The organism is Novosphingobium sp. ZN18A2, assembly GCF_036784765.1.
Classification (GTDB): domain Bacteria; phylum Pseudomonadota; class Alphaproteobacteria; order Sphingomonadales; family Sphingomonadaceae; genus Novosphingobium.
In genome coordinates this window covers 2,020,800-2,042,019 of record NZ_CP136651.1, presented here as the reverse complement: position 1 = coordinate 2,042,019, position 21,220 = coordinate 2,020,800, and the positions used below count along the sequence as shown (strand labels likewise).

The following is a 21,220-nucleotide window of genomic DNA, read 5'->3' as shown; positions in this document are numbered from 1 at the left end:
CGAACGGGTATTGTCGCGTCCGTTCGCTTTACAATCCGCGTGGCCCCGCTAGGGGGAGCGGCTACCTTATGGAGATTGGATTGCCATGCGTGCCGAAGGGCAGGCCAACATCGAACGTATCGAAGCATCGCTGGCGCTGGTGCGCAAGTTCCTTGACTGGGACCGCGCGCTGCGGCGGCTCGACGAGCTTAACGCGCGCGTAGAGGACCCCACCCTGTGGGACGATCCCAGGAACGCGGAAGCCGTTATGCGCGAACGGCGCAGGCTCGAAGCCGCGGTCGGCACCGTGAACGAGATTTCGCAGGAAATGGCCGACGCGGTGGAGTTCGTCGAAATGGGCGAGGCCGAGGGTGACGATACGATCGTTTCCGAAGGGCTGAGTTCGCTGGAAGCGCTGGCAGAGCGCGCGGACAAGGACAAGGTCCAGGCGCTTCTGGCTGGCGAGGCCGACGGGAACGACGCCTATCTGGAAGTCCATGCCGGCGCGGGCGGAACCGAAAGCCAGGACTGGGCCGAGATGCTGCAGCGCATGTACACGCGCTGGGCCGAACGCCACGGCTACAAGGTCGATCTGGTGGATTACCATTCGGGCGAACAGGCCGGGATCAAAAGCTGCACGCTGCTGATCAAGGGCGAGAACGCCTATGGCTATGCCAAGACCGAAAGCGGCGTGCACCGCCTGGTGCGCATCAGTCCCTATGACAGTTCGGCGCGGCGCCACACCTCGTTCAGCTCCGTCTGGGTCTATCCGGTTATCGATGACGATATCGACGTCGAGATCAATCCGGCGGACCTGAAGATAGACACCTACCGCGCGAGCGGGGCGGGCGGCCAGCACGTCAACACAACCGATTCGGCGGTTCGCATCACCCACCAGCCCACCGGGATCGTGGTGGCCAGCCAGAACGACCGTTCGCAGCACAAGAACCGCGCCACCGCGATGAACATGCTGAAGGCGCGCCTTTACGAAAAGGAGCTTGCCGAACGCGAAGCGGCGGCATCAGGCGAATATGCCGCCAAGACCGAGATCGGATGGGGGCACCAGATCCGGTCTTATGTGTTGCAACCGTATCAGCAGGTGAAAGACCTGCGCACCGGTGTGGTTTCGACCAACCCGACAGACGTGCTCGACGGCGCGCTTGACCCTTTCATGGCCGCCGCCCTTTCGCAGCGCGTGACGGGCGAGACCGTGGAAGTGGAGGACGACGATTGAGATGGGCTGCTGCCTTTCTGCTTCTGGCGCTGGCCGCATGCCACCAGGCAAAGGACAGTGACCGGCCGGATGCCGTGCGCGAGTTTCCGCGCGCGCACCGGCCCGTGTCCGCACCCGGATCGACGCAGTTCAGCAGCGAGGAAGACCGGGACAACCGCAACGAAGCGACCACGGTCATGGACATGGCCGATATAGAACCGGGCATGACCGTGGCCGATATCGGCGCGGGCGAGGGGTATTACACGGTCCGTCTTGCCGAACGGGTGGGGGCCAAGGGCCGCGTTCTGGCAGAAGACATCGCGATCGGGGCGATCCGCCGGCTTGGCGCGCGGGTTGAACGCGACAGGCTGGACAATGTTTCGATCAAGCTGGGAACGCCCGGCAACCCGAAACTTCCCGCGGGCAGTTTCGACCGGATTTTCCTGGTGCACATGTATCACGAAGTGGCCGAACCCTATGCGTTCCTGTGGAACCTGCGCCCCGCGCTGAAGAAGGGTGGAGAGGTCGTCGTCGTCGATGTCGACAGGCCGACGGATCAGCACGGGATACCGCCGGCGCTTCTGTTGTGCGAATTCGAAGCGGTGGGCTTTCGCCTCACCCAGTTTCACCGTAAGCCGGCGATTGCCGGGTATTATGCTCAGTTCGAGGCGACAGGGGATCGGCCCGAACCTGCAAATATCGTTCCTTGCCGGTTAGAAGGCGGCAAGGTTGTGCGCGCCGCAGCGCGCTGAAGGGGTAGAGAATGTCGTCTTTCAAGGGTTTGAAGCCAATTCTCTATGGCGGCCGCGAAGTCTGGCCGCTGATCGAGGGTGGCAAGGGCGTATCGGCGACGAACCATGCAAGTTCGGGCGCATGGGCCGCGGCGGGCGGCATCGGCACGGTCAGCGCGGTGAACGCCGACAGCTACGATGCCGAAGGCAAGATCGTGCCGCAGGTCTATGAACAGCTGACCCGCAAGGAGCGGCACGAACAGCTGATCCGCTATGCGATCGACGGCGCGGTGGAACAGGTTAAGCGCGCCTACGAGATCGCCGGCGGCAAGGGTGCGATCAACATCAACGTGCTGTGGGAAATGGGCGGCGCGCAGCAAGTGCTGGAAGGCGTCCTTGAACGCACGCGCGGCATGGTGACGGGCGTTACCTGCGGGGCGGGCATGCCCTATAAGCTGGCCGAGATCGCGCAGCGTTTCAACGTGAACTACCTGCCGATCATCTCGTCCGCGCGCGCGTTCCGTGCGTTGTGGAAGCGTGCCTATCACAAGGTCTCGGACCTGATGGCCGCCGTGGTCTATGAAGATCCGTGGCTGGCTGGCGGGCATAACGGATTGTCCAACGCGGAAGACCCGCTGAAACCCGAAGATCCTTATCCGCGCGTCAAGGCGCTGCGCGATACGATGCGCAAGGAAGGCATTTCCGACGACGTGCCGATCGTGATGGCCGGCGGTGTCTGGTACTTGCGCGAATGGAACGACTGGATCGACAATCCCGAACTGGGCACCATCGCCTTCCAGTTCGGCACGCGTCCGCTGCTTACCGAGGAAAGCCCGATTCCGCAGGGCTGGAAGGATGCGTTGCGCGACCTTGAACCGGGTGACGTGCTGCTCCACCGCTTCTCACCCACCGGGTTCTATTCCTCGGCGGTGCGCAACCCGTTCCTGCGCAACCTTGAAGCGCGGTCCGAACGCCAGATTCCCTATTCCAAGGTCGAAGCGGGTGACCATACGGTGCGGCTCGACGCGGGGGTGAAGGGCAAGAATTTCTGGGTAACGCCCAACGATCTGCAGCACGCGCGCGAATGGGTGGAAGCCGGCTATACGGAAGGCCTGCGCACGCCCGACGACACGATCATTTTCGTCAATCCGGATGAGCGCAAGGAAATCCAGCAGGACCAGAAGGACTGCATGGGCTGCCTGTCGCATTGCGGTTTCTCGTCCTGGAAGGACCATGACGATTACACCACCGGACGCCTTGCCGATCCGCGCAGCTTCTGCATCCAGAAGACCCTGCAGGACATCGCGCACGGCGGCGACGTGAACCAGAACCTGATGTTCGCCGGCCACGCCGCCTTCCGGTTCAAGCAGGATCCGTTCTATTCCAACAACTTCACGCCAACCGTGAAGCAACTTGTGGATCGCATCCTGACCGGGGATTGAGCGATGATGGCCAGCCACTTGCTCACCGCGTGATCGCTAGGCATCTTCCGGTCGCGGGCGACGAGGAGAGGCGGAGCATGCACGTTATCCTGATGGCGGTGGGCGAAGACCGCCCCGGTCTTGCGAGCTCTCTGGCAGAGGCAATCGCGGGTGCCGGGGGCAACTGGCTTGAAAGCCACTTCGCGCGCCTTGGCGGCAAATTCGTCGGGTCGGTTTTCGTCGAACTGCCCGCCAATCGGCAGGCGCAACTGGACGAGGCGCTTGCAGCGATGAATGCCGCCGGGTTCCAGGTGACGTCGGTCCCCTCTGGTGAATCGGTGCCGCAAGGCGGGCAGTCGTTTACGTTCGAAATTGTCGGCGCCGATCGTCCGGGGATCGTCCGCGAGGTTTCCGCCGCGCTTGCCGCGCTTCACGTCAACATCGACGAACTCGAATCGGAAACGGAGCCGGGCGCGATGTCGGGCGAGCCCTTGTTCCGCGCACGCGCGCGGGTTCAGGTTCCGGACGGAACGCCGATTGCGCACGTCCGCCAGGCGCTTGAGCGTATATCGGGCGAGATCATGGTCGATTTCGAGGGCTGATTCCCCTCGGTATTCCCGCCCGCAATGGGTTTTCAGAATTTGGGCAGGAATCGGGGCGACACCCTCGGAAGCCGCCCCGCCTGTTTCGATCCCGCCTTGATCAGTCGAAGTCCCAGGCCCGTTCGCCATGGCTGGAAAGGTCGAGGCCGGTGCGTTCGTCATCCTCCGTCACGCGCATCGGGATGACCATCGAGACCATCAGCGCGCAGATCACCGTCGCGACCACACTCCACAACGCGACAACGCCGACACCGGCGACTTGCGCAAGGATCTGGCTGCCCATGCTCATGCCTGCGGCATAGCCGGTGCCGCCGAACGTGGGCGAAAGGAATATCGCCAGCATCAGCGAACCGAGCATTCCGCCCACGCCGTGAACCGCGAAAACATCGAGCGAATCGTCGATCTGCAAACGCTGTTTCACAAGCTGGATCATCGCATAGCAAACGATTGCGGCGGCAACCCCGAACAGCATCGCCGTTCCCGGCGAAACGAAGCCCGCAGCGGGCGTGATTGTTGCGAGTCCGGCAACCGCACCGGTCGCGAAGCCGACGGATGTGGGCTTGCCCACGGTCACGCGTTCAACCAGCAACCAGACGAGCGCGGCAACGCTGGCCGCGACATGCGTGTTGATGATGGCGGCGGCGGCATCGTCATTCGCGGCAAGGGCCGATCCGCCGTTGAAGCCGAACCAGCCCACCCACAGCATGGCGGCGCCCGCCATCGTGAGCGCAGGCGAATGGGGCAGCATCAACTGTTTCGGAAATCCCATCCGCTTGCCCAGCAAAAGCGCGATGACAAGCGCCGAAACGCCGGCCGTGGTATGGACCACGATGCCGCCCGCGAAATCCAGTGTGCCCAGCCTGCTTGCAAGCCAGCCGCCACCCCAGATCCAGTGCGCGACCGGGGCATAGACGATAAGGCCCCACAAGGCGCAGAACGCGACCACCCAGCCGAACCGCGCACGATCCACCCAGGCGCCGACCATCAGGGCAGGCGTGATCAGCGCAAAGCACATCTGGAACAGGACGAAGGCGCTTTCCGGGATGGTCGTGCTACCGCGAACGTTCCCCAGATTGATCAGCATCCAGGCATTTCCGCTGCCCAGCCATCCGCCGGTGACATTGCCGAAGGCCAGCGTATAGCCGACCACCACCCACAGCAGCGAAGCAACCGCAGCGATCGCGCCGATCTGGACCAGCACCGCAAGGAATCCCTTTTGCCGGACCAGCCCGCCATAGAACAGCGCAAGGCCGGGCATCGCCATCATCAGGACCAGTGCCGAGGAAACCAGTATCCAGGCGGTGTCGCCGGAGTTCGCCGCGTCGGCCAGCGTCAGGTTACCCGCTGCCTGGGCATGAGCCATGACGGGTGCCGCAAGGGCGATGCCCGCGACAGCGGTCAGAACTTTCTTGATCACGCGCAACCCTCCCATGGCGCCGCCCCCGGCCCGGCGCACGATCTTCTGGCGCGGCGCTCTAGAGCAACAAACGGATGCCTTACAAGCCGGTTGTGAAAGATTCCTGTGCGTCAGGCCGGCTTGCCGATCACGCCCAGCCTTCAAGCACCTGATCGGGCGGGCGGTGCCCGTCTGCCCAGAAGCGAATATTGGCGATCACCTTTTCGCCAGACGCCTGCCGGCCTTCGAACGTGGCGCTGCCGACGTGGGGAAGCAGGGTGGCATTGCCTAGCGTGCGAAAGCGCGGATCGATTTCCGGTTCATTCGCATAGACATCAAGGCCCGCACCGCCGATCCGGCCTTCCTGCAGTGCGGCGATCAGCGCGTCTTCGTCTACAAGCTCGCCGCGCGCGGTGTTGATCAGATAGGCATTGGGCTTCATCAGCGCGATGCGGCGCGCATCGATCATGTGGTGCGTTTCGGGCGTTGCCGGGCAGTGCAGCGACAGGATGTCCGCTTCTTTCACCAGCCGGTCCAGATCGGGTTCGTAGCGCGCGCCCAGCATGTTTTCGATCGCTTCGGGTAAACGCTGTCGATTGTGGTAGGCGATCGACAGGCCAAAGGCGCGGGCGCGGTGGGCAACGGCCTGGCCGATCCGGCCCATGCCGACGATCCCCAGCAGCTTGCCGCCGATCCTGTGGCCCAGCATCGCGACCGGTCCCCATCCTTTCCATTCCCCCGCGCGCAACATGCGACCGCCTTCCACGAACCGCCTGGGGACGGAAATGATCAACGCCATCGTCATGTCCGCGGTGTCTTCAGTAAACACGCCCGGCGTATTGGTGACGATGATCCTGCGCGCCCGTGCCGCGGCAAGATCGATATGTTCGATGCCGGCACCGAAATTGGCGATCAGGCCCAGCCGGTCGCCCGCGGCCTCGATCATCCCTGCGTCGATCCGGTCGGTCACGGTGGGCACCAGGACGTCGCACCGCTGCATCGCGGCCACAAGCTGGTCGCGGCTCATCGGTTCGTCCGCCCCGTTGAGCGACACGTTGAACAATTCGTCCATGCGCCGTTCCGTTTCGGGCAAAAGGCGCCTTGTGACGATAACGGCGGGCCGCCCTTCGACTCGGCGTTCCGGCCTCATGTCGGCGGTAGAAGCGGGCGAGGGGCGGGGTCCGGTCATCGCCCCGATGGCTATGACGCCTTGCCCGGCACGGTCAAGCGCGGCGGTAAAAAGAGGCGCCGGTGCGCGCGTCGATTGCCTTGTAACGCACAGCCGATGTTGTATCGCTGTGACGTATCGTGGGTTGAGGATGAATCGTTTGATTCCGAACGTTTCCGCAAGGTTGTTTGCCGTGGCTGCCGCCGCGTTGCTGTGCGCTTCGCCAGTGCTGGCAAGCGCGCAGGACATTGCGGTTCCCTATTGGGCTTCAATGAGCAAGGACAAGGCGAACGTCCGCGTCGGCCCCGGACTTACCTATCGCATCGCGTGGGTCTACCAGCGGAAGGGACTGCCCGTGAAGGTGTTGCGCACGATGGGGGGCTGGCGCCTGATAGAAGACCCCGATGGCGCGCGTGGCTGGCTGTTGTCGCGCTTCCTCAGCCGCACGCGTACCGCGATGGTCAAGGGCGATCAGAACGCGCGAATGCTTGAGAATCCGGATGGAACGGGGCGCGTGCTCTGGCGCGCGCAGCCGGGCGTGGTGGGGCGCCTTGGCGATTGCGAAGCGGGTTGGTGCAAGATCGACGTTGGCGGGCGCAAGGGCTGGATCGGACAGAGCCACGTCTGGGGCGTAGGGAACCCCTGAATTGAAACGGGCCTGAATCGAAACGGGGCAGTCGGATGACCGCCCCGCCTCTTTTTCGAAAACCTGAAATTGCCCTATTCGGATGCGGACGCAGAAGCGTCAGGAGCGGCTTCGCTTGCAGCCGGCTTGACCGATTGCGTTTCGCCCTTGTCGGACGTTACCGTGAACGATCCGTCCGCCGCCGGTGCGGTTTCGGTGTAGCACTGGGGTTCCGCACTTCCACCGGTTGGCGTGAAGCATGTCTTGCCGTCCTTCACGGACCAGGCGCCCATTGCCAGAACCTTGCCGCTGGCGTCGGTATCGGTGTACGTGCCGTCGGCATTGATCGTCGTGGTCGTGACGGTGCCGTCGGCAGAGGTGGCCTCGTACACGCCCGGTGGCGAGCCGTTGGCCGTAAGCGGTGTCGCTTCCGTTTCGGTGGCTGTAGGTGTGGGTTCGGGAGCGGGTTGCTGCTGGCAGGCAGCCAGAGCGCCGACGAATGACAGGACCAGAAGTTTCTTCATAACATCTCCCCCTTATTTTCTTGTCTTGGCGTCGTAAGCACGACGATGCGCACATAGCACGCTCGCCGCACTTCACGAAGTACGTTCAATATGGAGGTAACGGGAGAGGCCGGCCCGGATATCCGGGCCGGCAGGATCAAGCCATTTCGACAGCGACCGCCGTCGCTTCGCCGCCACCGATGCAAAGCGACGCAACGCCCTTTTTCAGGCCGCGCGCCTTGAGCGCGTTCAGAAGCGTAACGATGATGCGCGATCCCGATGCGCCGATCGGGTGTCCGAGCGCGGTCGCGCCGCCGTTCACGTTGATCTTGTCGTGCGGAATGCCAAGGTCGTGCATTGCAAACATCGCGACACAGGCGAAGGCTTCGTTTACTTCGAACAGATCGACCTCGTCCATCGTCCAGCCCGCGCGATCAAGCACCTTGGTGATGGCGCCGACCGGCGCGGTTGTGAAATCCTTGGGTTCCTGCGCATGCGCGGCGAGGGCGACGATCTTTGCAACCGGCTGCTTGCCCTGTGCCTTGGCCACGCTTTCGCGGGTGATGACCAAGGCGGCGGCGCCGTCCGAGATAGAGCTGGAGGTTGCGGCCGTGATCGTGCCGTCCTTGGCGAAGGCCGGGCGCAGCGTGGGAATCTTGTCCGGGCGGCCTTTGCCGGGCTGCTCGTCTGTATCGACCACGGTTTCGCCCTTGCGGGTGACCACCGTAACCGGGGCGATCTCGTCCGCGAACTTGCCTTCGTCGACCGCCGCCTTCGCGCGGCGCAGCGATTCGATGGCGTATTCGTCCTGGTTTTCGCGCGTCAGCTGGTATTCGTTGGCGGTATCCTGCGCGAAAGTGCCCATCGCGCGGCCCGCTTCGTATGCGTCTTCCAGCCCGTCGAGGAACATATGGTCATAAGCGGTGTCATGGCCGATGCGCGCGCCCGAACGATGCTTCTTGAGCAGGTATGGGGCGTTGGTCATGCTTTCCATGCCGCCCGCGATCACCATGTCCACCGATCCGCTGGCGAGCGCTTCCGCGCCCATGATGACCGTCTGCATGCCTGAGCCGCAGACCTTGTTGACCGTGGTCGCCTGCACCGACTTGGGCAGGCCGGCCTTGATCGCGGCCTGGCGTGCCGGAGCCTGGCCGAGCCCGGCGGGAAGCACGCAGCCCATGTAGATACGTTCAATCCCGTCGCCCGAAACGCCGGCACGTTCCACTGCGGCCTTCACCGCGGTTGCGCCAAGGTCGGTTGCGGAAACGTCCGCAAGCGCGCCCTGCATCCCGCCCATCGGCGTGCGGGCGTAGGAAAGGATTACAATCGGATCTGCGGCGGAGAACTGGGCCATGGCCTCTGAGCCTTCCTGTGCTAGGGAAATGAGGGTTGGGTTCGGTGCAGCGCATACTGCTGCACCGCACAAATTGCAATTCGACCGTTGGTCGGATCGGGCTGCCGGACGGCGAAAATGCACCGGACCGGCGGGAAGGGGGCGCGGCTTGCTGCAAACGGACACGCTATGGCTCGTTCCGCAATGGGTGATGATAGCAGGCGGCGGCATCCTGGGCGCCCTGATGGGGAGTTTCATCGGCGCCGCGCTGGTGCGTATGCCGCAGGGGGCATCCGTCGTGTTCGGCCGTTCCCGGTGCGATTCTTGCGGGAAAGTTCTGGCTCCGGTGGAACTGGTGCCGATCGTCTCGTTCGTGCTTTCGCGCGGGAAGTGCCGCGCTTGTGGTGCATCGATAGACCGCTGGCAAACGGGTGCAGAGGTCGCGGGCTTGCTGATCGGTGCGCTGCCCTGGATCTTCGCCGAGGATGCGCTTGTGGCGCTGTGCGCCATGCTGATGGGCTGGCAACTGCTTCTGCTCGGCCTGCTCGATCTCAAGCACCTGTGGCTGCCCATGCGCCTTGTGGGAGCGCTGGCCTTGAGTGGTATTGTCGCGGTGGCGGGGCTTGGCTGGGCAGGAGACATGCATGCGCGGCTGTTCGCGTCACTGACCGGCGGCGTGCTGGGCTGGGGAATCCTTGCCGCAGTCTCTTTCGCTTATCGACGGACGCGCGGCGTTGAGGGAATGGGGCGCGGCGATCCGCCGCTGCTTGGCGCAATCGGGCTTTGGCTGGGACCGTTGGGCGTTGTCGAGGTTCTGCTAGGCGCAAGCATCGCCGGGATACTCGCCGCCGTTGCGATGATGGCCATGAAGCGAGAGGTGGCGGGTGACACCGTGCTGCCACTGGGGTCGTTACTGGCTTGTGCCGCATGGCCACTGTTCGTGCTGCAGGGGTTCGGATAGACTGCCGCCAGAACGGACATAATGAAAAGGGGGAGAGTATGCAGGAAACCAGCCGCGAAACGATGCTTGCCGCGCTTGAGCAGCAGCGCGCCGCCTTCACGGCAGCCCGGCCGGAAGAGCTGGCCGTCAGGAATGACCGGCTGGAACGGTGCGTTGCCATGATGAAGACGCACGGCGAGGAATTTGCCAGGGCGATGAGCGCGGACTTCGGCCACCGCAGCCACGAACAGTCGATGATGACCGATATCATGCCGTCCGTCGGCTCGGTCCGCTATTGCCAGAAGCACATGGCGAAGTGGGCGAAGGCGGAAAAGCGCAAGCCCAATTTTCCGCTCGGCCTGCTCGGCGCGAAGGCCGAAGTGCGGTATGAGCCGAAGGGCGTTGTCGGAATTGTCAGCCCTTGGAACTTTCCCGTGGGGCTGACGATGGCGCCGCTGGCGCAGGCATTCGCGGCGGGGAACCGGGCGATGCTGAAGCCCAGCGAGTTTACCGAGCGCACATCGCAGCTGATGGCGGATGTCTTCGCGCGCTATTTCGCGGCGGACGAAGTGACGGTCGTCACCGGCGGGCCGCAGACCGGGCAGGATTTCTGCTCGCTGCCGTTCGATCACCTGCTGTTCACCGGGGCAACGTCCATCGGCAGGCACGTGCTTCATGCGGCGGCGGACAACCTTGTCCCCGTTACGCTGGAGCTTGGCGGGAAAAGCCCGACGATCTTCGGCCGCAGCGCCGAAGTGAAGCGCGCGGGGGAACGCGTCGCGCTGGGCAAGATGCTGAACGCCGGACAGATATGCCTTGCGCCCGATTACATGCTCGTACCCGAAGAGATGCAGGCGCAGGCCATCGATTCGGTCGTGCAGGGCGTTTCGTCGATGTATCCCACGCTGCTTTCCAACGATGATTACACATCCGTAATAAACGGGCGTCACCGCGAGCGGCTGCAGGGCCTGATCGACGATGCGAAGGCCAAGGGTGCCGAAGCGATCGAGGTGAACCCGGCTGGCGAGGATTTTTCCACCACCAACGGCAACAAGATGCCGCTCACCATCCTGACCGGCGTGAACGACGATATGAAAGTGATGCAGGACGAGATCTTCGGGCCGATCCTGCCGGTGAAAACCTATCGCGGTATCGACGAGGCGATCGATTATGTGAACGCGCATGACCGGCCGCTGGGGCTGTACTATTTCGGGGAAGACGCAGGCGAACGCGAAACGGTGCTGAACCGCACGATTTCGGGCGGTGTGACGGTGAACGACGTGATCTTCCACGTCTCCATAGACGACTTGCCGTTCGGCGGGGTCGGACCGTCCGGAATGGGCAGCTATCACGGTGTCGAGGGATTCCGCACGTTCAGCCACGCCCGTTCGGTTTATCGCCAGCCGAAGCGCGACATTGCCGCCCTGGCCGGGTTGCGGCCGCCCTATGGCAAGGCGACGCAACGCACGATCAAGTCGCAGATGAAATGACACACATGTAACAGAGGCAGCGCGAGCGGGGCGTGCGACCAGTCGAGTTTCTGCAAGTCATTCGCAATAGCCGCTAAAACCGGCATTTCGCACTTGCACCCACTTGCGCCGCCCGAAAGGCGGGACTAGGGCGCGTGGCACATCCCAAGCCACGACGAGTCAGCTCTTGGTCGATCTGTCACAATATCTTCCGATCCTGATCTTTATCGGGATCGCTCTCGCCCTTTCGGCCTTCTTCGTATTTGCGCCGATCGGGGTTTCCTATCTGACCGGGACGCACAACCCGACGTCGGACAAGCTGAGCGAATATGAATGCGGCTTTCCCGCGTTCGAAGATCCGCGCAGCCAGTTCGACGTTCGGTTCTATCTCGTGGCGATCCTGTTCATCATCTTCGATCTGGAAGCCGCGTTCCTGTTTCCGTGGGCCGTTTCGCTGCGCGATACGGGCTGGGCGGGCTGGACGACCATGATGGTCTTCCTGTTCGAACTGGTGATCGGCTTCATCTATGCATGGAAGAAGGGAGCTCTGGACTGGGAATGAGCACTCTCGTCGACAGCAAGGGGCAACCGCTGGCCAGCGCCGGCGACGTTACCCCGCCCGACCAGGCCTTTTTCACCGACCTCAATAACGAGGTTTCGGACAAGGGCTTTCTCGTCACCTCGACCGAGGAACTGTTCCAGTGGGCGCGCACCGGAAGCCTGTGGTGGATGACCTTCGGCCTCGCCTGCTGCGCGGTTGAAATGATCCACGTGAACATGCCGCGCTATGACATGGAACGTTTCGGCGCCGCGCCGCGCGCCAGTCCGCGCCAGTCGGACGTGATGATCGTCGCCGGCACGCTGTGCAACAAGATGGCCCCGGCGCTGCGCAAGGTCTATGACCAGATGTCCGACCCCAAGTACGTGATCTCCATGGGATCGTGCGCGAACGGCGGCGGCTATTACCACTACAGCTACTCGGTGGTGCGCGGGTGTGACCGGATCGTGCCGGTCGATATCTATGTGCCCGGCTGCCCGCCGACTGCGGAGGCGCTGCTTTACGGCGTGATGCAGTTGCAGCGGAAGATCCGCCGCGTCGGCACGCTCGAGCGCTGAGGAGGGGCACATGACCGAAGTTCTCCACTCCGCGCCGAAGTGGTCCTCCAACGAGGGTGTGAAAGACGCGCTTTCCGCCGCTCTGGGCGATATGCTGCTCTCCGCGAAGGAAGAGCATGGCGAGATCGTGCTGACGGTCGTGCGCGACCGTATAGAGGACGCGCTGCGCCTTCTGCGCGACGATCACGAATACCAGATGATGATGGAGATCGCAGGGGTCGATTTCCCGGCGCGCGCAGAGCGTTTCGAAGTCGTCTACATGCTTCTGTCGCTGACCAAGAACCACCGCATCGTTTGCAAGGTCAACGCTTCGGAAGATACGCCGGTGCCGACCGTGACGACGCTGTGGCCCAACGCGGGCTGGCTGGAGCGCGAGGTGTTCGACATGTACGGCGTGCTTTTCGCCGGCAACACGGACCTGCGCCGCATCCTGACCGACTATGGCTTCGAAGGGCACCCGCAGCGCAAGGACTTCCCGCTGACGGGCTATGTCGAGCTGCGCTATTCCGAAGAGGACAAGCGCGTGGTCTATGAGCCGGTGCAGCTGGCGCAGGATTTCCGCACGTTCGACTTCATGAGCCCGTGGGAAGGCGCGGAATACGTACTGCCGGGTGACGAGAAGGCCGAAGCGGCCCCGCCGCCACCGCCGCCACCGCCTCCGCCTCCGCCGCCTCCCGCCGCCAAGGCGGATGCCGCGCCGGCGGAAAAGGCGCCTGCCAAGAAGGCGCTCGCGAAAAAGCCCGCGGCCAAAAAGCCGGCGGCGAAGAAGGCCGAAGGGGCGGCCAAGCCCAAGGCTCCGGCAAGGAAGCCCGCGGCCCGCAAGAAGAAGACTGACGGAGACGGCGCATGAGTGGCCTCTCGCTGGAACAGTCGCCGACCACCGAAGGCGACGTCGTAACCAATTACACGATCAATTTCGGACCGCAGCACCCGGCCGCGCACGGCGTTTTGCGCATGGTGATGGAACTGGACGGCGAAGTGATCGAACGCATCGATCCGCACGTCGGCCTGCTTCACCGGGGCACTGAAAAGCTGATCGAGCACAAGACCTATACGCAGGCGCTGCCATACTTCGACCGCCTCGATTACTGCTCTCCGCTGGGCATGGAGCACAGCTATGTGCTGGCGATCGAGAAGCTGCTGAACCTTGAGGTTCCGCTGCGCGGACAATACCTTCGCGTGCTGTTCGCGGAGCTGACGCGCATCTGCAACCACATGCTGAACATCGGCAGCCACGTGATGGACGTGGGCGCGATGACGCCGAACCTGTGGCTGTTCGAAATTCGCGAAGACTGCCTGAACTTCTTCGAACGGGCTTCGGGTGCGCGGATGCACTCCGCGTGGTTCCGCCCCGGCGGTGTGCACCAGGACGTGCCGCTGAAGCTGCTGACGGACATTGCCGACTGGCTCGATACGCGTCTGCCGAAGCTGTTCGAGGACGCGATGAGCCTTGTCATCGACAACCGCATCTTCAAGCAGCGCAACGTCGATATCGCCGTCGTCAGCCGCGAAGACGCGATGCGCTGGGGCTTTTCCGGCCCAATGATCCGCGCCGCGGGCATTCCGTGGGATCTTCGCAAGAGCCAGCCTTACGACGTTTATGACCGCATGGACTTCGAGATCCCGGTAGGCACGAATTCCGACTGCTATGACCGGTTCATGGTTCGTGTGGAGGAAGTGCGCCAGTCGGCCAGGATCATGAAGCAGTGCCTTGCCGAAATGCCCGACGGGCCGGTGGCGAGCAGCGACCGCAAGGTGGTTCCGCCCAAGCGCGGCGAGATGAAGAGTTCGATGGAAGCGCTGATCCATCACTTCAAGCTCTACACCGAAGGTTTCCATGTCCCTGCGGGCGAGGTCTATGTCGCGACCGAAAGCCCCAAGGGCGAGTTCGGCGTCTATCTGGTCAGCGACGGGTCCAACAAGCCGTATCGCTGCAAGATCCGGCCAACCGCGTTCAGCCACCTGCAGGCGATGGACTTCATGAGCAAGGGCCACATGCTGCCCGATGCGACCGCCATTCTCGGCGCGATCGACGTGGTGTTCGGGGAGTGCGACCGTTGAATTTCAATACGCAGCAACAATTGACCGTGCTCGCCTCCGTCACCGGACTGGCGCTGGCGGCGGTCTTCTTCGCGATGGTCTTTCTGGGTGCGCAGACGCCCGACTGGCTGCCGATGATGATCACCGGGATCGGCGGGTACGAGATCGCGACCTTCGCGAACCAGCAGTGGCGCCGCATTGCCGCGCGCCGGGCGGGAGGTCGCTGATGGCCGATCGTCATCCCGAACCCGATAGCGCGGAACTGCGCGCGCGCTGGGGCAACTTCGCCTGGACAAAGGAAAACGCGGCCAAGGCGAAAGAGGTCGTCGCGCGCTATCCCGAAGGCCGCCAGCGCAGCGCGGTGATGCCGCTGCTCGACCTTGCGCAGCGCCAGGTGGGCGCGGAAACGAACACGCAGGGCTGGTTGCCGCTGCCGGTGATGGAGTACGTCGCCACCTATCTCGACATGCCGGTGATCCGCGTGCTCGAAGTCGCGACGTTCTATACCATGTACAACATTCAGCCCGTGGGTCGCTTCCACGTGCAGGTCTGCGGTACGACGCCGTGCATGCTGCGCGGGTCGGAAGGCATCATGGACGCCTGTTACAAGCGCGGCATGAAGAAGGGGCACACGACCGGAGACGGCCTGTGGACGCTGACCGAGGTGGAATGCATGGGCAACTGCGCATCCGCGCCGATGGTCCAGATCAACGACGACAACTACGAAGACCTGACGCCGGAACGGCTTGATGCGGTGCTTGACGCACTGGCCAAGGGCGAAACGCCCAAGCCGGGCACGCAGGAACCCGGACGTCACACCGTGGAGCCGCTGGGTGGTCCCACCACATTGAAAGACATGGTCGCCGAAAACCACGATTACCGGGGTGAATGGTAATGGCGGGCTTCGACCAGCTTGAGGCGCATCCGCTGCGCACCGGCCTGATCTGGGGGATCACTTTCGTGCCGATCTTCGCGCTTATCACGCGGGCCACGCAGGGCCGCTGGCTTGAACAGGCAGAGTGGCTGGGCGTTGTGCCCGCCGCGCTGGCGGGCGGTGTGATCTGGGCTTTCGTCTATCGTCGTATCCTCAGTGGGGAGAAGCGTGGTGCTTGAAGACAAGGATCGCATCTTCACCAATGTCTATGGCTACCAGCCGTGGAACCTGAAAGAGGCGCAGGCGCGCGGCGCATGGGACAACACGAAGGACATCCTCGCCAAGGGCAAGGATGTCATCATCGAGGAGATCAAGGCTTCGGGCCTGCGCGGTCGCGGCGGCGCCGGTTTCCCGACCGGCCTCAAATGGTCGTTCATGCCCAAGGAAGCGCCGAAGGATTCGAGCGGTAACGCGCGGCCCAGCTTTCTGGTCATCAACGCCGACGAATCCGAACCCGGTTCGTGCAAGGACCGCGAGATCATGCGGCACGATCCGCACCTCCTTTTCGAAGGGGCGCTGGTCGCCGGTTTCGCGATGGGCGCGCGCGCGGCCTATATCTATATCCGCGGGGAATATATCCGCGAGGCCGAAGTGCTCTTCGCCGCGCGTGAGGAAGCCTACGCGGCCGGCCTGCTGGGCAAGAACGCTTGCGGTTCGGGCTATGATTTCGACGTGTTCGTGCATCGCGGCGCGGGCGCATACATCTGCGGCGAAGAAACCGCGATGATCGAAAGCCTTGAAGGCAAGAAGGGCCAGCCCCGCCTGAAGCCGCCGTTCCCGGCGGGCGCGGGCCTTTATGGCTGCCCCACCACGGTCAACAACGTGGAATCGATTGCTGTCGCGCCCACGATCATGCGGCGCGGCGCGGCGTGGTTTTCAAGCTTCGGGCGCGAGAACAACCACGGCACCAAGCTGTTCCAGATTTCCGGTCACGTGAACAAGCCCTGCGTGGTCGAGGAAACGATGAGCATCCCGTTCGGAGAGCTGATCGAAAAGCACTGCGGCGGCATTACCGGCGGCAGGGACAACCTGCTGGCCGTGATCCCCGGCGGGTCTTCGGTCCCGCTGGTTCCGGCGGCGGACATCTGGGACGCACCCATGGATTTCGACGGCCTGAAGGCGGTCGGCTCGGGCCTTGGTACCGCGGCGGTGATTGTGATGGACAAGTCCACCGACATAGTGAAGGCGATCAGCCGCATCAGCTATTTCTACAAGCACGAAAGCTGCGGCCAGTGCACGCCGTGCCGCGAGGGCACGGGCTGGATGTGGCGCGTGATGAAGCGGCTTGAAAGCGGCGATGCCGATCCGGCCGAAATCGACATGCTGTTCGAAGTGACCAAGCAGGTCGAAGGCCACACCATCTGCGCGCTGGGCGATGCGGCGGCGTGGCCGATCCAGGGCCTGCTGCGCCACTTCCGCCCCGAAATCGAACGCCGCATTGCAGAGAACGTGCGGGAGGCTGCCGAGTGAGACATTCGTTGGCCCGACCGGCTCTGATTGCAACTGGGGCATGCTGCCTGATTTCCAGTGCACCCGCCCTCGCGCATGACGAGCAGCATCCGCTCAATCCGGAATCGCAGATCGGAACGCGCTTCAAGCAGAAGCCGAATAGCCTTGACGAAGCGCAGCGACGCGAACTCGTCAATTATGTTGCGCTCTGCGTACAGAAGAGCGTTCCGCAACGTACCGATTGGTACCTGCGGAATAGCGACGACAAGTCTTACGTTAAGCCGAAAGGCAGCCATAATATCGGCACTTTTCTTGTTGTCGACTATTGCCTAGGTGACACCATGATAGGTGCGACGAAGGAGAGGGGCCTTTCGACCTCTCAGTCAGCGATGAGGGGCTTGCTGGCCGAACAAGCATATCTTGCCAACCGGCGCACTTATATAGCGCCACCTCCTGACTCCGTCGTGCCGGCTCGCACATTCGTCGCAACAGGTGATGATCTTCCCATTGCACGCGGACTTGCGCAGTTTGAGGATTGCATCGCGATGACTGATCCGGCTGGTGCCGATGCCTTGCTGCGCACGAAGCCCGCTTCGATTGATGAAGACACGGCTGCGCGCGCGCTTGCACCGGCATTGGGCAAATGCCTGCCGAAAGGTCAAACTCTCTCATTCACCGCGCAGAGCGTGCGTAGTTTTGCCGCCGAAGGGATGTGGCAACGCTTCGTCGCGCCGACTGCCCCCAGCTATACAGGCCAGCCCTGATGCCAAAGGTCAAAGTCGACGGCGTTGAACTCGAAGTTCCGCAGGGCGCTACCGTCCTGCAGGCGTGTGAGCTTGCCGGCAAGGAAATCCCCCGTTTCTGCTATCACGAACGGCTCAGTATCGCCGGCAACTGCCGGATGTGCCTGGTCGAAGTGAAGCCGGGGCCGCCCAAGCCGCAGGCTTCGTGCGCGCTTCCCGCCAGCGAAGGTCAGGAAATCCGCACGGACAGTGAAATGGTCCGCAAGGCGCGCGAAGGGGTGATGGAGTTCCTGCTCATCAACCACCCGCTCGATTGCCCCATTTGCGACCAGGGCGGCGAGTGCGACCTGCAGGATCAGTCCATCGCCTATGGCCGCGGCGGCTCTCGCTATCACGAGAACAAGCGCGCGGTGACAGAGAAGTACATGGGGCCGCTCATCAAGACGGTGATGACGCGCTGCATCCACTGCACCCGCTGCGTGCGTTTCTCCGAAGAGATCGCAGGCGTGGACGAGATCGGCGCGCTTTATCGCGGCGAGAACATGCAGATCACGACCTACCTGGAACAGGCCGCCGCGCACGAGCTTTCGGCGAACGTGATCGACCTTTGTCCGGTCGGGGCGCTCACGTCGCGTCCTTATGCGTTCGAGGCGCGTCCGTGGGAGCTTAAGAAGACGCTCTCGATAGACGTGTCAGACGCGGTCGGCTCCAACATCCGTGTCGACAGCCGCGGGCGCGAGGTGCTGCGCATCCTGCCGCGCGTGAACGATGACGTGAATGAGGAATGGCTTACCGACAAGGGCCGGTTCTGCGTGGATGGCCTTGTCCGCCGCCGTCTCGACAAGCCGTGGCTGCGCGTTGACGGCAAGTTGCAGGCGGCCAGCTGGCAGGAAGCATTCGCGGCCATCGGCAAGATCAACCCCGGCAAGGCCGTTGCGGTGATCGCGGGTGACATCGTCGATTGCGAAACGATGTTCGCAGCGAAGAAACTGGCGAACGCGCTGGGGTCCGAGCTTCTCGAAGGTCGGCAGACCGGTCTGGCCTATGATTGCACCAACCTCGCCGCTGTGAACTTCAACACCACGTTCGCGGAAGTCGAGAACGCCGACGCTATCCTGATCGTGGGCAGCCAGGTTCGCGACGAGGCCGCGCTGGTCAATGTGCGCATCCGCAAGGCGGTGAAGAAGGGCGCGAAAGTGTTTGTGGTCGGCCCCGAATGGGAGACGACCTATCCCGCCACCTTCCTGGGTGACGACATCGCAGTGATGGGCAAGCTGCCCAAGGATGTGAACGATGCATTCAAGGCGGCTGAGCGCCCGGCGATCATCGTTGGCGGCGCGGGTGCCGCCAAGGGCGGCATCGAGGCAGGGCTGGCCTTTGCCGAGAAGTTCAAGCTCGTCCGTGACGGGTGGAACGGCTTCAACGTCCTCCACTTCTCCGCCGCGCGCATGGGGGGCCTGATGCTGGGTTACGCGCAGAAGGGCGGCATTGCCGACCTTGTGGCGGCGAAGCCGAAGATGGTGATCGCGCTGGGTGCGGACGAGGTGGACTTCACGAAGTTCGCGGACAGCATGATCGTTTATATCGGCCACCACGGCGACAAGGGCGCACACGCGGCCGACGTGGTGCTGCCGGCTTCCGCCTTCACCGAGAAGGACGGAACTTACGTCAACACCGAAGGCCGCGTGCAATACGCCGAAAAGGCTATCTTCGCTCCGGGCGACGCGCGCGAGGACTGGACCATCCTTCGCGCGATGGCGGATGCGCTGGGAGTCTCTGTCGGGTTCGACAGCTTTGACGAACTGCGCGCCGCGATGATCGCCGAGGTTCCGGCGCTGGGCACGGAAGGCCTGGCGAACTATGGCGCGCTTCCCGCCGCGCCCAAGGACGCGAAAGCCGAAGGCACGATCGGCTACCCGATCAAGGACCGCTATCTTACCAACGCCATCTGCCGGGCTAGCCCGACGCTGCAGCGCTGCTCGGCCGAACTGCTGCATGGCGAGACTTTCGCGGAGGCCGCGGAATGACCGAATTCTTCCAATCCCTTGGCATGAGCTATGACTGGGCGTGGTTCGTCGCCACGATCTGCGGCGTATTGCTTATCGCGCTGCCGCTGATGCTGGCGGTGGCGATGGTGATCTATGCGGAGCGCCGGTTGTGGGCCTTCATGGCGCTGCGGCGCGGCCCCAACGTGGTCGGTCCTTTCGGTTTGTTGCAGTCCTTCGCGGACGGCCTGAAGGTGATGCTGCAGGAAACGATCATTCCTTCGGCATCGAACAAGGGCTTGTTCCTGATCGCGCCGATCATCACCTTCACGGTGGCGCTTTCGGCCTGGGCGGTGATCCCGTTCAATTCGGGCGCGATCCTTGGCAACATCAACGTCGGGCTGCTCTATGTCCTCGCGATCTCTTCACTGGGCGTTTACGGCACGGTGATCGCGGGCTGGGCGAGCAACTCGAAATATCCGTTCTTCTCGGCCATGCGCGCTTCGGCGCAGATGATCAGCTATGAAGTTTCGATTGGCTTCATCCTGATCTGCATCGTGCTGTGGGCCGGAACGTTCAACATGAACGCCATCGTGCAGGCGCAGCAGGGGCACATCCTTGGCATTTTCAATGCCTTCGCGCTGAACCCGCTGCTGTTCCCGATCTGGGTGATGTTCTTCATCTCCAGCCTTGCCGAAACGCAGCGCGCACCGTTCGACCTGACCGAGGCGGAGAGCGAACTGGTGGCCGGCTATCAGACCGAATATTCGTCGATGGCCTTCGCGCTCTACTGGCTGGGCGAATATGCCAACGTTCTGCTGATGTGCACGTTGAACGCCACGCTGTTCTGGGGTGGCTACCTGCCGCCGATCGACTGGGCGCCGCTGTATTTGCTGCCCGGATTCGTGTGGCTGCTCATCAAGATCTGTATCTTCTTCTTCATGTTCGGCTGGGTGAAGGCGACCGTGCCGCGGTACCGCTATGACCAGCTGATGCGCCTTGGCTGGAAGATCTTCCTGCCCCTTTCGCTGCTGTTCGTGTTCGTCGTCAGCGGCTACCTGATGCTTACGGGACATTTCGCATGAGTGTCGGCCAGCTCGTAAAGAGCTTCACCCTCTGGGAGTTCGTGAAGGCGCACGCCCTCACGCTGTCGTACTTCTTCAAACCGAAGGCGACGATCAACTACCCATTCGAGAAGAACCCGCTTTCCCCGCGCTTTCGCGGCGAGCATGCCCTGCGTCGTTATCCCAACGGCGAGGAACGCTGCATCGCGTGCAAGCTGTGCGAGGCGATCTGCCCGGCGCAGGCCATCACCATCGAGGCCGAGCCGCGCGATGACGGATCACGCCGCACCACGCGCTATGACATCGACATGACGAAGTGCATCTATTGCGGCTTCTGTCAGGAAGCCTGCCCGGTGGATGCCATCGTCGAAGGGCCGAACTTCGAATACGCGGCCGAAACGCACGAAGAGCTGCTTTACGACAAGGCCAAGCTATTGGCGAACGGGGACAAGTGGGAGCGTGCGATCGCCGCGAACCTTGAAGCCGACGCACCGTATCGATAGGGGGCG

General features: G+C 63.1%; 23 protein-coding genes. 19 read left to right on the top strand and 4 right to left on the bottom strand.

The annotated features are described in order from the left end of the window. The first annotated feature begins 85 nt into the window (after positions 1 to 85). The 4 genes from prfB (at position 86) to RXV95_RS09825 (ending at position 3,946) form a co-directional block, all read left to right on the top strand. Positions 86 to 1,213, top strand: a complete 1,128-nt coding sequence (gene prfB, locus RXV95_RS09840) for a peptide chain release factor 2 (protein WP_338465873.1) — start codon at positions 86 to 88, stop codon at positions 1,211 to 1,213. After that, on the top strand, positions 1,210 to 1,944 hold the full coding sequence (locus RXV95_RS09835; protein WP_338465872.1) for a class I SAM-dependent methyltransferase: 735 nt from the start codon (positions 1,210 to 1,212) through the stop codon (positions 1,942 to 1,944). The genes prfB and RXV95_RS09835 overlap by 4 nt, the downstream gene beginning before the upstream one ends. A gap of 11 nt (positions 1,945 to 1,955) precedes the next feature. After that, on the top strand, positions 1,956 to 3,365 hold the full coding sequence (locus tag RXV95_RS09830) for a nitronate monooxygenase (RefSeq protein WP_338465871.1): 1,410 nt from the start codon (positions 1,956 to 1,958) through the stop codon (positions 3,363 to 3,365). A gap of 77 nt (positions 3,366 to 3,442) precedes the next feature. Then, a complete protein-coding gene (locus RXV95_RS09825; protein ID WP_338465870.1) occupies positions 3,443 to 3,946 on the top strand; it encodes an ACT domain-containing protein in 504 nt (167 codons plus the stop codon). A gap of 100 nt (positions 3,947 to 4,046) precedes the next feature. On the opposite strand, the gene RXV95_RS09820 is transcribed toward RXV95_RS09825, so the two are convergent. After that, a complete protein-coding gene (locus tag RXV95_RS09820) occupies positions 4,047 to 5,309 on the bottom strand; it encodes an ammonium transporter (RefSeq protein ID WP_338468545.1) in 1,263 nt (420 codons plus the stop codon). Between the two features lie 181 nt (positions 5,310 to 5,490). Then, entirely contained in the window at positions 5,491 to 6,492 is a 1,002-nt protein-coding gene (locus RXV95_RS09815; RefSeq protein ID WP_338468544.1) for a D-glycerate dehydrogenase, read from the bottom strand. A 169-nt stretch (positions 6,493 to 6,661) separates the two neighbouring features. Here RXV95_RS09815 and RXV95_RS09810 point away from each other — a divergent pair, with 169 nt between their 5' ends. Beyond that, the gene (locus RXV95_RS09810) at positions 6,662 to 7,156 is read left to right on the top strand and encodes an SH3 domain-containing protein (protein ID WP_338465869.1); all 495 of its coding nucleotides are present in this window, start codon (positions 6,662 to 6,664) and stop codon (positions 7,154 to 7,156) included. 74 nt (positions 7,157 to 7,230) lie between these two features. On the opposite strand, the gene RXV95_RS09805 is transcribed toward RXV95_RS09810, so the two are convergent. Together RXV95_RS09805 and RXV95_RS09800 are read right to left on the bottom strand one after the other, a co-directional pair. Further along, complete coding sequence (locus tag RXV95_RS09805; protein ID WP_338465868.1) at positions 7,231 to 7,659, bottom strand: hypothetical protein; 429 nt, start codon at positions 7,657 to 7,659, stop codon at positions 7,231 to 7,233. 136 nt (positions 7,660 to 7,795) lie between these two features. Further along, positions 7,796 to 8,992, bottom strand: a complete 1,197-nt coding sequence (locus RXV95_RS09800) for an acetyl-CoA C-acyltransferase (protein ID WP_338465867.1) — start codon at positions 8,990 to 8,992, stop codon at positions 7,796 to 7,798. Between the two features lie 148 nt (positions 8,993 to 9,140). Here RXV95_RS09800 and RXV95_RS09795 point away from each other — a divergent pair, with 148 nt between their 5' ends. The 14 genes from RXV95_RS09795 (at position 9,141) to nuoI (ending at position 21,214) form a co-directional block, all read left to right on the top strand. Next, a complete protein-coding gene (locus RXV95_RS09795) occupies positions 9,141 to 9,932 on the top strand; it encodes a prepilin peptidase (protein WP_338465866.1) in 792 nt (263 codons plus the stop codon). A 38-nt stretch (positions 9,933 to 9,970) separates the two neighbouring features. Continuing rightward, the gene (locus tag RXV95_RS09790) at positions 9,971 to 11,401 is read left to right on the top strand and encodes a coniferyl aldehyde dehydrogenase (RefSeq protein ID WP_338465865.1); all 1,431 of its coding nucleotides are present in this window, start codon (positions 9,971 to 9,973) and stop codon (positions 11,399 to 11,401) included. Positions 11,402 to 11,567: 166 nt separating this feature from the next. Further along, complete coding sequence (locus RXV95_RS09785) at positions 11,568 to 11,942, top strand: NADH-quinone oxidoreductase subunit A (protein WP_338465864.1); 375 nt, start codon at positions 11,568 to 11,570, stop codon at positions 11,940 to 11,942. After that, positions 11,939 to 12,496 (top strand): NADH-quinone oxidoreductase subunit B family protein, encoded by a 558-nt coding sequence (locus RXV95_RS09780; RefSeq protein ID WP_338465863.1) that lies wholly within the window; start codon positions 11,939 to 11,941, stop codon positions 12,494 to 12,496. Before RXV95_RS09785 ends, RXV95_RS09780 begins: the two co-directional genes overlap by 4 nt. A 10-nt stretch (positions 12,497 to 12,506) precedes the next feature. After that, the gene (locus RXV95_RS09775; protein ID WP_338465862.1) at positions 12,507 to 13,346 is read left to right on the top strand and encodes an NADH-quinone oxidoreductase subunit C; all 840 of its coding nucleotides are present in this window, start codon (positions 12,507 to 12,509) and stop codon (positions 13,344 to 13,346) included. Then, positions 13,343 to 14,557 (top strand): NADH-quinone oxidoreductase subunit D, encoded by a 1,215-nt coding sequence (locus RXV95_RS09770; protein WP_338465861.1) that lies wholly within the window; start codon positions 13,343 to 13,345, stop codon positions 14,555 to 14,557. Before RXV95_RS09775 ends, RXV95_RS09770 begins: the two co-directional genes overlap by 4 nt. Continuing rightward, positions 14,554 to 14,763 carry a hypothetical protein gene (locus tag RXV95_RS09765; RefSeq protein ID WP_338465860.1) on the top strand — a complete coding sequence of 70 codons (210 nt, stop codon included), beginning with the start codon at positions 14,554 to 14,556 and terminating at the stop codon, positions 14,761 to 14,763. The genes RXV95_RS09770 and RXV95_RS09765 overlap by 4 nt, the downstream gene beginning before the upstream one ends. After that, a complete protein-coding gene (nuoE, locus tag RXV95_RS09760; RefSeq protein ID WP_338465859.1) occupies positions 14,763 to 15,431 on the top strand; it encodes an NADH-quinone oxidoreductase subunit NuoE in 669 nt (222 codons plus the stop codon). The genes RXV95_RS09765 and nuoE overlap by 1 nt, the downstream gene beginning before the upstream one ends. Then, positions 15,431 to 15,649: a hypothetical protein gene (locus RXV95_RS09755; protein ID WP_338465858.1), complete on the top strand. Its 219-nt coding sequence runs from the start codon at positions 15,431 to 15,433 to the stop codon at positions 15,647 to 15,649. The genes nuoE and RXV95_RS09755 overlap by 1 nt, the downstream gene beginning before the upstream one ends. After that, positions 15,639 to 16,940, top strand: coding sequence for an NADH-quinone oxidoreductase subunit NuoF (gene nuoF, locus RXV95_RS09750; RefSeq protein WP_338465857.1), 1,302 nt, complete (start codon positions 15,639 to 15,641; stop codon positions 16,938 to 16,940). Before RXV95_RS09755 ends, nuoF begins: the two co-directional genes overlap by 11 nt. 8 nt (positions 16,941 to 16,948) lie before the next feature. Then, positions 16,949 to 17,683, top strand: coding sequence for a hypothetical protein (locus RXV95_RS09745; RefSeq protein ID WP_338465856.1), 735 nt, complete (start codon positions 16,949 to 16,951; stop codon positions 17,681 to 17,683). Beyond that, positions 17,683 to 19,689, top strand: coding sequence for an NADH-quinone oxidoreductase subunit NuoG (gene nuoG / locus RXV95_RS09740; protein WP_338465855.1), 2,007 nt, complete (start codon positions 17,683 to 17,685; stop codon positions 19,687 to 19,689). The genes RXV95_RS09745 and nuoG overlap by 1 nt, the downstream gene beginning before the upstream one ends. Next, positions 19,686 to 20,732 carry an NADH-quinone oxidoreductase subunit NuoH gene (gene nuoH / locus RXV95_RS09735; RefSeq protein ID WP_338465854.1) on the top strand — a complete coding sequence of 349 codons (1,047 nt, stop codon included), beginning with the start codon at positions 19,686 to 19,688 and terminating at the stop codon, positions 20,730 to 20,732. The genes nuoG and nuoH overlap by 4 nt, the downstream gene beginning before the upstream one ends. Further along, positions 20,729 to 21,214 carry an NADH-quinone oxidoreductase subunit NuoI gene (gene nuoI, locus RXV95_RS09730; protein WP_338465853.1) on the top strand — a complete coding sequence of 162 codons (486 nt, stop codon included), beginning with the start codon at positions 20,729 to 20,731 and terminating at the stop codon, positions 21,212 to 21,214. The genes nuoH and nuoI overlap by 4 nt, the downstream gene beginning before the upstream one ends. The last annotated feature ends 6 nt before the right edge of the window (positions 21,215 to 21,220 follow it).